The sequence below is a fragment of the Bacillus haynesii genome (assembly GCF_014042035.1).
GTDB classification, from domain to species: Bacteria; Bacillota; Bacilli; order Bacillales; family Bacillaceae; genus Bacillus; species Bacillus haynesii.
The window spans coordinates 2,614,810-2,628,462 of sequence record NZ_CP059494.1 but is presented as its reverse complement, the minus strand read 5'-3'; the positions used below and the strand labels follow the sequence as shown (position 1 = coordinate 2,628,462).

Annotated in this window: 16 protein-coding genes; 10 read left to right on the top strand and 6 right to left on the bottom strand. The window is 45.7% G+C overall.

Annotated features, from left to right (window positions below; all coding sequences use genetic code 11):
* The first annotated feature begins 10 nt into the window (after nt 1-10).
* Nucleotides 11-1,360 carry an aminotransferase-like domain-containing protein gene (locus tag H2R00_RS12980; protein WP_182069339.1) on the top strand — a complete coding sequence of 450 codons (1,350 nt, stop codon included), beginning with the start codon at nt 11-13 and terminating at the stop codon, nt 1,358-1,360.
* Nucleotides 1,361-1,371: 11 nt separating this feature from the next.
* On the opposite strand, the gene H2R00_RS12975 is transcribed toward H2R00_RS12980, so the two are convergent.
* Entirely contained in the window at nt 1,372-2,052 is a 681-nt protein-coding gene (locus tag H2R00_RS12975) for a 4'-phosphopantetheinyl transferase family protein (RefSeq protein WP_182071079.1), read from the bottom strand.
* A 99-nt stretch (nt 2,053-2,151) separates the two neighbouring features.
* Between H2R00_RS12975 and H2R00_RS12970 the strand changes: the two genes are divergently transcribed.
* From H2R00_RS12970 to H2R00_RS21425, 3 genes are all read left to right on the top strand, one after another.
* Nucleotides 2,152-2,937, top strand: coding sequence for an alpha/beta hydrolase (locus H2R00_RS12970; protein WP_182069337.1), 786 nt, complete (start codon nt 2,152-2,154; stop codon nt 2,935-2,937).
* A 40-nt stretch (nt 2,938-2,977) separates the two neighbouring features.
* The gene (locus tag H2R00_RS21430; protein ID WP_326924060.1) at nt 2,978-3,292 is read left to right on the top strand and encodes a helix-turn-helix domain-containing protein; all 315 of its coding nucleotides are present in this window, start codon (nt 2,978-2,980) and stop codon (nt 3,290-3,292) included.
* Nucleotides 3,293-3,359: 67 nt separating this feature from the next.
* Nucleotides 3,360-3,845: a GyrI-like domain-containing protein gene (locus H2R00_RS21425; RefSeq protein ID WP_326168270.1), complete on the top strand. Its 486-nt coding sequence runs from the start codon at nt 3,360-3,362 to the stop codon at nt 3,843-3,845.
* A gap of 27 nt (nt 3,846-3,872) precedes the next feature.
* On the opposite strand, the gene H2R00_RS12960 is transcribed toward H2R00_RS21425, so the two are convergent.
* A complete protein-coding gene (locus H2R00_RS12960; RefSeq protein ID WP_075753853.1) occupies nt 3,873-4,535 on the bottom strand; it encodes a YczE/YyaS/YitT family protein in 663 nt (220 codons plus the stop codon).
* Nucleotides 4,536-4,790: 255 nt separating this feature from the next.
* Between H2R00_RS12960 and H2R00_RS21280 the strand changes: the two genes are divergently transcribed.
* From H2R00_RS21280 to H2R00_RS12940, 4 genes are all read left to right on the top strand, one after another.
* On the top strand, nt 4,791-5,027 hold the full coding sequence (locus tag H2R00_RS21280; RefSeq protein ID WP_244958235.1) for a hypothetical protein: 237 nt from the start codon (nt 4,791-4,793) through the stop codon (nt 5,025-5,027).
* Between the two features lie 318 nt (nt 5,028-5,345).
* Nucleotides 5,346-6,275, top strand: a complete 930-nt coding sequence (locus tag H2R00_RS12950; protein ID WP_182069335.1) for an ABC transporter ATP-binding protein — start codon at nt 5,346-5,348, stop codon at nt 6,273-6,275.
* Nucleotides 6,256-7,155, top strand: a complete 900-nt coding sequence (locus tag H2R00_RS12945) for an ABC transporter permease subunit (protein WP_182069333.1) — start codon at nt 6,256-6,258, stop codon at nt 7,153-7,155. The genes H2R00_RS12950 and H2R00_RS12945 overlap by 20 nt, the downstream gene beginning before the upstream one ends.
* Before the next feature lie 12 nt (nt 7,156-7,167).
* A complete protein-coding gene (locus H2R00_RS12940; protein WP_234112615.1) occupies nt 7,168-7,356 on the top strand; it encodes a hypothetical protein in 189 nt (62 codons plus the stop codon).
* 8 nt (nt 7,357-7,364) lie between these two features.
* Here the strand turns inward: H2R00_RS12940 and H2R00_RS12935 are convergent, their stop codons facing one another.
* A complete protein-coding gene (locus H2R00_RS12935; protein WP_234112616.1) occupies nt 7,365-7,613 on the bottom strand; it encodes a hypothetical protein in 249 nt (82 codons plus the stop codon).
* Nucleotides 7,614-7,851: 238 nt separating this feature from the next.
* On the opposite strand from H2R00_RS12935, the gene H2R00_RS12930 reads away from it, so the two are divergent.
* Complete coding sequence (locus tag H2R00_RS12930; protein WP_182069331.1) at nt 7,852-9,513, top strand: pyridoxal phosphate-dependent decarboxylase family protein; 1,662 nt, start codon at nt 7,852-7,854, stop codon at nt 9,511-9,513.
* Nucleotides 9,514-9,527: 14 nt separating this feature from the next.
* Nucleotides 9,528-11,252, top strand: coding sequence for a methyl-accepting chemotaxis protein (locus tag H2R00_RS12925; protein ID WP_182069329.1), 1,725 nt, complete (start codon nt 9,528-9,530; stop codon nt 11,250-11,252).
* Between the two features lie 38 nt (nt 11,253-11,290).
* On the opposite strand, the gene H2R00_RS12920 is transcribed toward H2R00_RS12925, so the two are convergent.
* From H2R00_RS12920 to tcyA, 3 genes are read right to left on the bottom strand one after another with little or no spacing between them, the layout of a single operon-like run.
* On the bottom strand, nt 11,291-12,034 hold the full coding sequence (locus H2R00_RS12920) for an amino acid ABC transporter ATP-binding protein (RefSeq protein WP_154998512.1): 744 nt from the start codon (nt 12,032-12,034) through the stop codon (nt 11,291-11,293).
* A 15-nt stretch (nt 12,035-12,049) separates the two neighbouring features.
* Nucleotides 12,050-12,754: an amino acid ABC transporter permease gene (locus H2R00_RS12915; RefSeq protein WP_043926244.1), complete on the bottom strand. Its 705-nt coding sequence runs from the start codon at nt 12,752-12,754 to the stop codon at nt 12,050-12,052.
* Nucleotides 12,741-13,547, bottom strand: coding sequence for a cystine ABC transporter substrate-binding lipoprotein TcyA (tcyA, locus tag H2R00_RS12910; RefSeq protein WP_154998510.1), 807 nt, complete (start codon nt 13,545-13,547; stop codon nt 12,741-12,743). The genes H2R00_RS12915 and tcyA overlap by 14 nt, the downstream gene beginning before the upstream one ends.
* Between the last annotated feature and the right edge of the window lie 106 nt (nt 13,548-13,653).

Genomic DNA, 13,653 nt, shown 5'->3' with positions numbered 1-13,653 from the left:
GGAGACGAACATGCACAAATATGTCGCATTGATGAATCAATTGGAGGTTATGATCGAAGACAAATCCTTTCAGGAAGGGGACAGGCTGCCTTCCATCCGCGCGCTGTCTGTACGCTTCAATGTAAGCAAAAGCACGGTCATCAGGGCGTTTAACGAGCTGGAAAGACGGCACCTCATCTATTCAGTGCCGAAAAGCGGCTATTACGTCGTGAAAAAAACGAATCAGCGGTCAAACCCCGGAAAGACTGTGATCGATTTCGCAGCATCTGCTCCTGATCCGGATGTTTTTCCATACATCGATTTTCAGCATTGCATCAATAAAGCCATTGACACATACAAAAACGATCTGTTTATCTATGGGACGCCGAAAGGTCTTCCGTCATTAATCGAGGCCATACAAAAAGAGCTTGCCAACGGCCAGGTGTTTGCAAAAGAGGAACACATTTTTATTACATCAGGCGTCCAGCAAGCCCTCGCTTTGCTCGCTTCAATGCCTTTTCCTAACGGAAAGCGGAAAATTCTGATCGAACAGCCGAGCTATCATTTACTGATTCAATACCTTGAGGTTCACGGCATCCCCGCGATCGGCATCGAGAGAACCGCTGAAGGCATCGATATGGACGAGCTGGAGCGCATCTTTCAAACCGAAGACATCAAATTCTTTTATACGATGCCGAGATTCCACAATCCGCTCGGGACCTCCTATACGGAACAGGAAAAAATGGCCATCGTCAAGCTGGCGGAGAAATATGACGTCTATATCGCCGAGGATGATTTTTTAGGAGATTTGGAGAATCATAAAAAGGCGGATCCGTTACATTATTATGACGTTTCTTCACACGTGATTTATTTGAAAAGTTTCTCAAAGATTATTTTTCCGGGTCTGCGGGTCGGAGCCGCCGTGCTCCCCGCTTCTCTGACAAATGTGTTCAACCGGTACAAACAGCTGCTCGACATTGACAGTTCCATGCTTTCTCAGGCCGCTTTGGAGATCTATTTGAAGAGCGGGATGTTTGAAAAGCATAAGCAAAAGATTCGTTCTTCCTATCAAAAAAGATCATGCCTTCTGCATGATCTGCTAAAAGAATGTGCCGCGTCTCTAGGAGATGTGTTTGAATTTCATCCTCCCGCACATCCGGCTATCCACACCCATATCGAATTGGACCGAACGATCCCGGTTTCCCGTCTGATTAAAAGCTTACAAAAACGGGACGTCCTGCTCGAACCGGTAAACGCTCATTATATGCCGGCTTTTCCAAAAAGAAATCTTTTAAAAATCAATACGTCCAATGTGAAGGAAGAAGACATCCGCCGCGGCATCGAGCGATTGCGGCAAGCGGTGGAGACCGCTTATTTTTAGGGCGGGACTTTTTAAAGCATTGTCAGTTCAGCACAGCTTTTCATCACAATGCGGCCGGGAAATTCAGGCGCGGCGGAACACACCGCCATTTTATAGCCGGGGTCAATTTCATAGGTCTGTATATAACAAGGCGGATAGCCCGGAGGAGTTTCCACCGAAGCGCGCCCCTGTTCGTTCAGCTTGACGGAGAAGGAATCAAGCGGCAGAGACAGGCCTTTTCCCGCCTGTTTGATAAAGCTTTCTTTCATCGTCCACAAATGATAGAAATACGACAAGCGCTCTGAGTCGTCCTTTTCCATGAGATCATGGTGCTCAGAAGGTGAAAAAAACCGCTTGGCAATGTCGAAATTGATCGGCTTGATTTTTTCGACATCCACTCCGATCGGCTGCGTGCCAGCTCCGCACACGATCCATTTTCCGGAGTGGGAAATGTTGAAATGAAAGTCGTTCAGGCCTTCAGCAGCCGGTTTGCCGTACTTTCCTTCCGTAAAACGGATCTGATCATTCGGCAAATGAAACGTTTCGCTGATGATATGCCTCGCCAGCACTTCCCCGATCAGCGTCCGGCTGGCATCTTCGGGATATCTGTATCTGCCCACTTTTTTTCGCTTTTCTTCAGATACCATGGCCATCATTCGGTTAAATTGACCGGCTTCCGGCAGCTGATCCATATAAACGGCGTAAATCTTCATCAAATGCAACCTCTTCACATGATATTTTTTCTGCTTTCATTTTAGCAAACGGGCAGCAGGAAAGATAGGCATGATACTCGTACAGAATGGAGGATGAACATGATAGACGGAACATTGATCAAAGATACATACTCAGGAAGGGAGCTTTTGATCTACCTTCCTCCTTCATACGGGAGCGGTGAAAACCGTTATCCCGTCCTATACGTACAAGACCTGGGAGATTTGTTTGATCCGGCATACAGCGGCAGTTTGCGCTCAATCGAAAAGCTGTTTTTGAATCAGGAAGTGCCGGAATTGCTGCTGGTCGGAGTGGCTCCAAAAGACAGGGAAAGCGAATACACCCCTTTTCCCAAGCCGCATTTGCTGCCGAATAAACGGAAGTACGGCGGGAAGGGCAACGAATATGCCGCTTTTTTGGCAAATCGGCTCAAGCCTCATATCGACCGGCGCTACCGAACAAATCCAAGCCGTGAACATACAGGAATCATCGGAAAGTCGTTCGGCGGATTGATCTCGGTTTACACGGCATATTTAGCATCTGAGACTTTTGGGAAAATCGGATCTTTGTCAGGGTCTTTCTGGTTTGAAGGAATGACCGAGTTTATGAAGAATAACCGCTTTGAAAATGAGCATCTGCGCATTTATATGGATGTCGGAAGCACGGAAGGGGCAGACAGGGATAATCTGCAGAAGGAGATGATATCGAGGACGAAGGAAGCCTTCAGCCTGTTAACCGAAAGCGCCGCCTCCGAAAAAGAACTGAAATTTGTCATTGATGAAGGAGGCTCACATCGGCTTGAGAGGTTTGCGAAGCGTTTTCCGGAAGCTGTCAAATGGCTGTTCGGCTCCTGTCACAACAACGCACGGAATGACAGGAATGTCTGATTGGCATGAAGTATCGTTGTAAACGAGAGGAGCGGAAGCAATGGACATTCTGAATCGTTTGGCTGAAAGCATCGATTATATAGAAAAGCACTTGGATCAGCCGCTGAAACACGAAGAAATCGCCAAAATCGCATATTGTTCGAAATTTCATTATCAGCGGATGTTCTACATGCTGACGGGTGTCACACTTGCCGATTATATTCGGAAAAGAAGGCTGACAGTCGCCGGGCAGGAGCTGGCTGCTTCACAAATAAAAGTGATTGATGCTGCTTTTAAGTACGGCTACAACACACCGGAAGCATTTTCAGGAGGCCTTCAGCCGCCTTCACGGCATCAGCCCTTCACAGGCCCGTGAAAAAGGCCGGACGCTCAGGGCATTTCCGCGTCTTTCCTTTCATATTCAAATAAAAGGAGTGGAGGATATGAATTACAAGGTTGTTGAAAAAGAATCGTTTCAGGTGATCGGCAAAGTATTGGAGGTTACGGTGAGGGATGGTCAAAACAAAAAAGATATTCCGGCTTTTTGGAACGAATTAAATCACAACGGCTTCACCGATTCTTTAAAGCCGCATATCGGCCAACTCGGCTTCCTTGGGGTCTGCATGGATTTTAACGATCAAGCCGATACGTTCAATTATGTCATCGGGGTCGAAAAAACAACGGCTGACACGCCTGCCGGCTGTGTCGAAAAACCGATTCCTACCGCAACATGGGCCGTATTTGAAGCCGTCGGTCCCGTCAATCCGACTGTTCAAGCCACATGGGAAAGGATCTTCTCAGAATGGTTTCCGGCGACAGGCTATGAACTGGCAAGCGCTCCGCAATTTGAATCCTATCCGAAAGACGGGGATATTATGGCGCAAGACCATATCACCGAGATTTGGATACCGGTAGTAAAGAAAAAATAATTTGAATGAGAAAAACGGATGAAAGGCTCATCCGTTTTTTTTCAGCGACATATGTACAGGCTTGGCAGCTCTGATGCGCCTTCCTGTCATTGCTGCTTTTAAAAGCTGTTTGGACTGCGGCAAAGAAAACCGCAAAATCAGGCCTGTTAAAATGGCGGTTAAGACAGTGCCGATGCCGATCGGCCCGCCGAGCAGCCAGCCGATCAATAAAATCGTCAGCTCCATTCCGTTTCGGACCCACTGAACGTTCCAGCCCGTTTTCTCGGAAATCAAAAGCATCAAAGAGTCACGCGGACCCGCACCGAGATCGGCCGACACATAAATGCCGACTCCGTAACCGATAAAAATGACGCCGATCACGAATACGACAGTGCTTGAAATATACGTTTCCGGGTCTGGAAGAATATACGTAAAGAAATCTATAAAAATACCGATTAACAGCATATTAAGCACAGCGCCGATTTTCGGCCATGCTTTTGTAAATAAAGACGTTAAACCTACGATGACAGCCCCGACAATAATAGCCCATTGGCCGACCGTAAGGCCCAAAAGCATATACAGCCCGTAGTGAAACGCATCCCAAGGACCGATGCCGAGCACTTTCCCTTCAATCGTAAGAGAAACCCCGAAAGACAAAACAATCAATCCGACAAAATAAAAAAGCCAGCGCAAAACAAGTTCCCGCTTCAATGGATTCCCCTCTTTTCAAAAAAACAATCGATTGTCATTGTATCATATTCTTCACTTGGTTGATATCCAAAAAATGTTTTATTTTATGTGATATTTATACCAAACTTTATTAAAATAACAATTGACTATAAAAATATTTCCAATTTATAAAATTAATGTATAATATTTACTAGGGGGTGATCTTTATAGGAATAGTTGCTTAAAAGGTATATGGACTCTACTGGATTTAGGATCATTCTAAAAAGGAGAGTAAACATGAAGAAACTTTATATTTGTGCTGTTCTGAGTTTATTGTTTGTTTTTGCTGGAGGAACAAAAATACATGCTCAAGAACCACATAGCGATAACGGGGTTTTGGATGAGAATAAATTCATTGATGAAACAGTGTATTCATATACGCAGCCAATTGACATACAAGATGGCGAAGTAACAACACAAGCGAAAAAATATATCAAAACCGTGTCAGTTAATAGGAGCTACAAAGTCTTTTAAATATTGTAGTTGCCAGACATTACTCTGATACAACTTTCACTTACGGAAGCGGAAAGTTATATAAGAGTCCCAGAGCTTTAAGTAATGATTGGTGGACACTTCCTCCGAATTTTAAATCAGGAAGTTCTAAAAGCTGGGACTGGTACAATACAGGAAAAGGTGCAACAGGACGTTCTAACTTACAAGTAAGATACACTTGGGGAGTTCCAACACCATGGGGCCTGTTGGATCTAATTATAGCTCAAGAATAAAGGTTTCATTTAAATCAAATGGCAGTTGGTATACAAATTAAAGCTATATATGAAAGGTGACATACCGATGGGTACAATAGGGATAAACTTTAAAAACATTCAACATCAATATCGTACCAAGGATGTGCTAAGGGGGGTCAGTTTCAATGCCGATCCCTCCTCCATCACGTTCTTGGCAGGCGAGAATGGGGCCGGAAAGACAACTTTGATAAAGGTTGCTCTTGGCTTGATCAGTCCGAAGGCAGGAAATACGCTGTTCGACGGGCTAAGCGTCGGGAAAATCCGGGAGAAGATCGGCTGCGTGTTTGATGAACCTCCTGTTTATCCTCATGAAAGTGGTTTTGACAATCTAAAGTTTTTATCAGGTATACACAGCCTTGACCCAAAGTGGAGTCAGGAGGTTTGCGCAATGCTCAACTTGGATAAGGGGCTTTTAAAACATAAAGCAAAAGCTCTGTCACTAGGTCAAAGACACCGTTTAGCTGTTGCCGCCGCGTTATTGCGTAAACCTAAATATTTGTTTCTTGATGAGCCGTCAATCGGCCTCGACCCACCATCATGGCAGCTGGTTCAAACCGCTTTAAAACAGATGGCTGACAGAGGATGTGCAATTTTGATTACGGGCCAAAATTATGACGCAATGGAAAATCTCGCTGACAATATAGCGATTTTGCAGAATGGAAAACTTATCTTCTCCGGTTCTATTGTAAAACTTGTTCAAGCATTTCCCGTACATGTTCGAATTGTAACTGACGACCATCGGGAAATAGCTGTGCAGTTTCCAGAAGCTGAACATAATTCTTCTGGAATATACCGTATCGTTTGCGAATCAAGTGAAGAGGCCCGTGCCGTGATTGATCAGGTGAGGAGAAGCACCCTGAATTTTCAAGAGCTATCGATTGAAAAAGCGTCAATGGGAAAAATGATGACAGATATTTATGCAGGTAGATTTCGGCCAGAAAGGCGAGGATTAGCATATGAATCTGTTCAAAATTGAGACTAATCAATTGAAAAACAGCGTCCTTGTGAGGATTTGTATTGCGTTATTAATGTGTTGCTTTATCTGGGGGCTTCTCACTTTATATCAAAGTGCTGAAGGCGAGGAACACAGACAGGAAAAGATTCAGCAATCCGTCGTTGATGAAGTGATAAAGAATGGGGCAGAGGAAGAACTGGAAAACGGCGGATTGGAGATTGAAAAAAACGATGATATAGCGCGTAGTATGTACATAGGACTTCATCCAAGTGTTACTCCTAATCTGTTTTTATTAATCCTCGCGAATATTGGGCCGATTGTTTTTATCATTATCGGATCTCACCTCATCGGAAGCGAATATCATCAGGGGACCGTGAAAATGAAAGCTGCTCACATCGGATGGAGAAAAGCGGTTTCTGGAAAACTATGCGCACTGTTAAGTCTGGTTCTTGTTATGGTTACTGCAGCTTTATTGCTTGGGCTGGCAGGCGGTTGGCTGGCTTGGAAGTTCGCCACGGCACATTCAGACTTAGTCGCTTCTCTCGAAGTGAAAGCAGATGTCTCCTATCCGGTATTGATTTTGTTTTTAATGATCGGATTGACATTTTACAGTGTTCTGGGAATGACTGTCACGCTTTTGACGAAAAGCCGGCTGGCAGGTGTGCTGATCAGCTTGGCGATCCCGTATGCGGAACAAATGATGAGTCTGCCTTTTTTGCCATTGACTGCTTATCAGTCTCTAATGGTTCACCATTTTATTTATGTCGACGGAAGCATCATCGGCCAGCCCTATTTGACAGAGCCGATGGGCGAACCGAGCGCTTGGGCTGTTCTTGTATGCTGGCTCTTTGCTTTCATTGCGGTTCAGCAGTTTGCAGCGAAAAAACAGCAGATTTTATGAAAAAAGGGGGGAATGGCGTTGATTTTTTTAGTTAGGCTGATCTGTCTTGCCTTTTTAGCCTGTCTGGCGCTGTTGTTTATATTGAACTATGCACCTTTTCTGGCGATGCCCATTTGGATCGCTTTGATCATTGCATTAATCGTCTGTCTGTATCTTGCCTTTAAAGAGGAAACGAAGGAATGGAGAAGACGAAAGCACTAATCTTTTCTTCAGCGTTTTTTCTTGAATGAAAGAACATTTGCCAAAACGAAATAGATAACGGCCGTCCCGGACACAAATAATAAAAATTCTTTCCACTCTCTTGCCGTCATGTATACAAGGCGGCGGATTTCGAGGTGTTCATCCAAGTAATAAGCCTGGGTATATGCGCCGACTGTCATGCCGATAAAGGCGAATAGACCGAACACATTGAGCACCATTCTCATGCTGAAAGTCTTTTTCTCTTTTTCGTGTTTCATTTTAAAGAAATCCTTTCCAATATAAATTTATCATTCTATTTGTACGGAAATAGCGCTCAAATGATTCGAAAACTTCTTAATCTATTGTTAAGAAGTTTTTTTATTTAAAAGAAAATGTAAAAGATAAAACAATTTCATGAACTTTTTGAGCGAAAGCCTAAAAATATAGGAAGATTATACCGATATGGCAAGTGAAATCTTTTTCTGAAATATAAAAGACAAGGCAGGAGAGAAAATCATGCAGCAACGCAATACACCGGATGTACAGAAATGGTTTCCGAGCGAAGACGGAAATGAAGCAAAAAGACACGAATTCCTATCATTGATCGAGCAGCTGATCGAGGGAGTGGATGAGCTGAAAAACCCGGATCAGGTCAACCTTGGCGGCGAGAAGAACCGTGAGGGCTTCTTTTATGAAAAGCTGGTTGCAGAGAGTCGGATTCCGCATGAAGGTTCGCCGATGAAAGAGGTTAACGAAGAGCTGTTGAAGCTGTTGCACGGCCATCCGTATCACACCAAATACTTTTTCACGAACATTCTGCCGATGGCCAGCATCCCGGGGATATTAGGCATGCTTACGGCGTTTATGGTCAATGGCAACAACCTGTGGGATGTGTACGGTCCAGCCGGAGCGGAGGCGGAAGTGAAAGTTACGGCGATGATGTCTAAGCTTGCGGGGTATGATGCCGAAACAAGCGGAGGATATACAACGTGGGGAGGACAAGGGGCGGTATACAGCGGCCTCAGAATCGCGATTGCCAAAATGGCGCCTTCAGCGCTGAAGGAAGGAGTTCCCGGCAATTTCTATGCGTTTTGTTCTGAAGCGGCTCATTACAGCTTGTATAAGTCGATGGAAGCCGCAGGACTTGGCAGCGATCATTTAATTAAAGTCAAAACAAATCTCGACCATTCCATGGATACGGAAGATTTGCGAGCGAAGCTTAGACAAGTCTGCGAAGCCGGGGGCATTCCCGTTTATATCGTGGCTACGACAGGAACGACAGATGCGATCGGCATCGATGATGTGAGCGCTGTCCGCCGTGCGGCTGAAGAAACGGCGAAGAGCTTCGGTCTGCCGGTTCCGCATATCCACGCCGATTCCGCCCTGGGAGGATTTTTTGCCTTTTTTAATGAGTACGATCTGAATGAGAACGCTTTATCCTTTAGTCCCGGTGTCCTCAGCATGATCAAACCGATTCAGGAAAAAATGAGGCATCTGCATGCAGCCGATTCGCTTTGCTTTGATTTTCAGAAGCTCGGGCAGACGCCTTATGTGACAAGCCTGTTTCTTGTGAAGGATCGCAATGACTTAAAACGGATCGATCTGGATCCTGATGAGACGCCGTATGTCGGCCACCGCGGCTATGGGGACTACCATACGGGCTACACGCTGGAATGTTCGCGCATGGCCAGTTCGATCAGTATGTACAGTGCGCTGATGGCATTTGGCTATGAAGGCTATCAAAAGCTGCTCGCCCAATTTCTTGAAGTCAACCTGCATTTTAGGGAACAGCTGTCTCAGCAGATTCCGGAGGCCGATATTGTGAACCCGGACAACTGCGGCATGTCTACGCTGTTCCGCATTTATCCTGAAGGTGCGCCGAGATTTGAAGACGAAGTTTCGGGAGCATGCACCATTCAAGAGCTGGAAAGAAACAATGCACTCACTGAAAAATTATTTGAAAAGCTCGGAACAAAAAGGGACAAGATGTTTTTTGGCGATACGAAAAAACACTTGCTTGTGAAGTCCTGTGAAGGAACTGAGATACCGCTGTGCGTCAGCAAATTTTTCGTCATTTCTCCGTATACCATGCCTGAACATGTCCCGGGAATTATCGATTATTTAAAAGAAAATATTGAGGAAGTCTGCCGGGAGCATGGATCTCTCATGACAAATTAAAGGGGATATAGACGATGAAAACGTTGAAGAAAAAGCTAACAGAACACATTTCAGTCAAAATTATGATTGGCGTCGCCTTAGTGCTTTTGATCACGATCGCATCATTTTCAGCTGTGTTTACTTTTATCAGCAAAGACTTGTCAGAGCAGCTGAAACAGCAGTTCCAAAACCGCCTTTATACCGATATTCATCTTGCTGAAAACCAAATCAAACGTCTGGACGGGAATCCGCTTGAGATCGATTCCGCAGACAGTCCGCTTTACAAGCAGACAAAAATGGCTGTGGACAGCTTGAAAAAGAAAAACAAACTTGAGAATATCTATATCCTTTCCAATGAGGGCGGGAAGGAGCGGATTCTCGTGCTGTCGGATACGTCCGATGATTTCGGCACGGATTACAGCTTTTCTCCCGAAATGAAAGAAGCTTTGACGACAAACAAAGAGACGGTAAGCGATGTGTATGAGGACGAATACGGCATCCACCAGTCGATTTTTCTGCCGCTTGAGAACGGCTCCGGCGAAAAGGTCGGTATTTTGGGGATCGACCTTGATGCTTCCGTGATTCCGGCGACAGCTGCAAAAGCGAAATGGTATACAGTTGCGATCGCAGCATTTGTCTTGCTGCTCGGCATGGTCATGGCCTATTTTCTCGGTTCTTATATCGCGAAGCCGATCAGGCAGCTGATGAAGGCTTCAGAAAAAATTGCCGACGGCGATCTATCGGCCGACATTTCTGTCAAGAGCCGTGATGAAGCAGGAAAGCTTGCCGAATCGTTCAAGCGGATGAGCGAAAATTTACAACAGTTGATCGGACATATTTCAGCTTCCTCTGAAGAGGTATCCAAGACGAGCCTCCAGCTGAAAAATGTATCGGCTGAATCGAGCGAAAGTGCAATTCAGGTGGCTGAATCGATGAACAGCATGAGCGAGGGAATCAACGAAGTTGTCTCTTCCGTTTCAGATTGCCATACATCGGCTGCCGAAATCGATCACCAGCTTTCACATGTCACAGAAGAAGTAAACGAGATGAAGAACGTTGCCGAAGGCGTCAGCAAGGATTCCAAGACAGGCCAGGAGCTTGTCGAAGAAACATTGCGGCAGACCCAGACGATTAAAAACGTGATGGAAGAGTCCAAACAAGCGGCAGCAGAGATGCAAAACCATACCGAAGAAATTGAAAAAGTCATCGGAATGATTTCTTCTATTGCCGAACAGACGAATTTGCTCGCGCTCAATGCTTCCATTGAAGCTGCCCGCGTCGGTGAAGAAGGCCAGGGTTTTGCGGTTGTTGCGGGAGAAGTCAGAAAGCTTTCTGAACGCTCGGCAGATGCCGCTTTATCCGTTTCCCAGCTTGTGACGGGCACGCAGGAGAGCAGCCGGCTCGTCATGGAACGCATTCAGGAAGGAAATGAAGCGGTTGACAAAGGGCAGATTTTAATTAATGGCACATACGAGAATTTTTCAGGTATTTTTAAAGGGATCTCTCAATTTGCCGAACGCACTGATCAATTGCTGCAGTCATTGTTAAAAGTCGAAAAATCGTATCAAACCATTTCGTCCGCGATGGAACAGATTTCCTCCGTTACAGAAGAGCAGGCGGCAGGTTCTGAAGAAGTCGCTGCAGCAGCGGAGCAGCAAAGCGCCGGCATGCAGGAAATCGCATCGGCCATTCAGCAGCTTTCCGCTTTGTCGGAAGAATTGAATCAAGCGGCATCCAAGTTTAAATTAGCCGCTGAATAAACAGAACAGCCTGATCCGGAGAGATCAGGCTGTTTTGTCTATACAGGATTCAAAATTCGGTTTAAAAACTGTTTTGTTCGTTCTTCCTTAGGGGCTGAGAAAATTTGTTCAGGCGGACCCTGTTCGACGATAACGCCGCCGTCGATAAAGACGACTTCATCTGCGACATCCTGCGCGAATTTGATTTCGTGGGTGACGACAACCATTGTCCAGCCCTCATTTGCAAGGTCTTTCATGACTTTCAGCACTTCACCGACCAGCTCGGGGTCAAGCGCCGATGTAGGCTCGTCAAAAAGCATCAGTTCAGGCTTGATGGCCAGGGCGCGGGCGATGCCGACGCGCTGCTGCTGTCCCCCGGAAAGCTGGAATGGATAGAGGTCCATTTTGTCTTCAAGGCCGACCTTTTGCAGCAGCTGAACGGCTTCCTTTTTGACCTCTGCTTTATTGCGCTTTTGCACTTTTACAGGCCCTTCCATCACATTTTCGAGCACGGTGCGGTGCGGGAACAGGTGATAGGCCTGGAATACCATTCCCGACTTTCTCCGCAGGCGGAGGAGGTCAGCCGGTTTATTTTTCTTGGAAAAGTCGATGGTGAAATCGTCAAAAGAAAGAATGCCGCGGTTTGGAGTTTCCAAAGCGTTCAGGCAGCGAAGCAGCGTCGTCTTGCCGGAACCGGAAGGCCCTAAAATGGCGATCACTTTTCCTTTTTCGATGTTCAGATCGATTTTTTTTAAGATTTCATTTTCGCCGAAGGATTTATTCAGCCCTTTGATCGCAAGCATTGTCTATTTCCCTCCTTACTTGGCCACATACCGGTCCAAACGCCGTTCAATCTGCTGCTGAACAAGCGCGAGAACAAAGCAGATGATCCAATAGATAAATGCGGCTTCCATATAAATGATTAAAATTTGGTCAAGGTTGCTGGCCCCGATTTCCTGGGCTTTCCGGAATAATTCAGCAACAAGAATCTGTGACGCAAGCGATGTGTCTTTAACCAAGCTGATGAATGTATTGGATAATGGCGGAATCGACACGCGTACAGCTTGCGGCAGGATGACCCTGGTAAGCGCCGTTTTTTGAGTCATTCCAATCGAATAAGCCGCTTCCCACTGTCCTTTCGGAACAGAAAGGATGGAAGCCCTGATGATTTCCGATGCATAAGCGCCGACATTTAATGAAAAGGCAATGATTGCGCTCGGAAACGGGTCAATCGTGATTTGAAACGCAGGAAACAAGTAAAAAATGATAAACAGCTGAACGAGCAGCGGCGTTCCGCGGATCGCTGAGACATAAATGCCGAAAACCGCTCTTAAAATGCGGGATTTGGACATTCTCGCCAGCGCCGTGATCAATGCGATGATCATACCGAATATAAAAGAGAGAATGGCAAGGGGAATCGAGTAATAGATTCCCCTTAAAAAGATCGGCCAAAATGACTCACGCACAAGATCCCACGGGATCGCCGCGCCGATGGCCGCCGCTTGTATATTACTTAGAAACATCTTCGCCAAACCATTTCTTCGCTATTTTCGCGAGTGTGCCATCCTCTTTCATGTCTTTCAGCGCGGAGTTGACCTTGTCAACCAGCTCGCCGCTTCCTTTGCGGAAAGCAAAATGCGTAGTTTGCGGCTCGCCTGTTTCAAAAGCGACTTTCAGGTTTTTGTTTCCTGATGTCTTCAAATAGTTCAGCACCGCCAGTTTATCGTTAAAGGTGAGGTCGACACGGCCCTGCTGAATCAGCTGAAACGCTTGAGCCATTCCTTCCACGCCTTCGATTTCAGCTCCGGCGTTTTTCGCAAGGTCATTATAGTTGCTTGTCAAAGACTGTGCAGCTTTTTTCCCTTTGACATCCCCTTCAGACTTTATATCGTTGTTGTCCGCTTTTGTGACAACGACGGCTTGGGAAGTTGTATATGAATCAGAAAAATCGTACTGATCTTCACGTTCTTTTTTCCCGACTTGATTGGCAACGACGTCAAAACGCTTGGAGTTGAGTCCGGCAAACATGCTGTCCCACTGTGTTTCTTTAAATTCAGCTTTCAGGTTGAGGCGCTTGGCGACTTCCTGCATCACTTCGACATCATAACCTGTTAATTGATCTGTTTTCTTATCGTGGAATGTAAATGGTTCGTACGTTCCTTCAGTACCGACAGTCAAAACGCCTTTATCTTTAATTGAAGACCAGAGGCTGTCGCCGTCTGCGTTTTTATCCTTAGAATTGTCTCCTGACGCGCCGCATGCGGCCATCACGGTGATCAACAGCGTCAATAATACAGCGAAAATGGCTTTCTTCATTTTATTCCCCACTTTTCTGATTGGATTTAGTTGATATGATTTTACTTAAGGCTCTTACAAAAGTAAAGCATAAACCTTTTTTAGTATGAGTCAAGAAATACGTTTT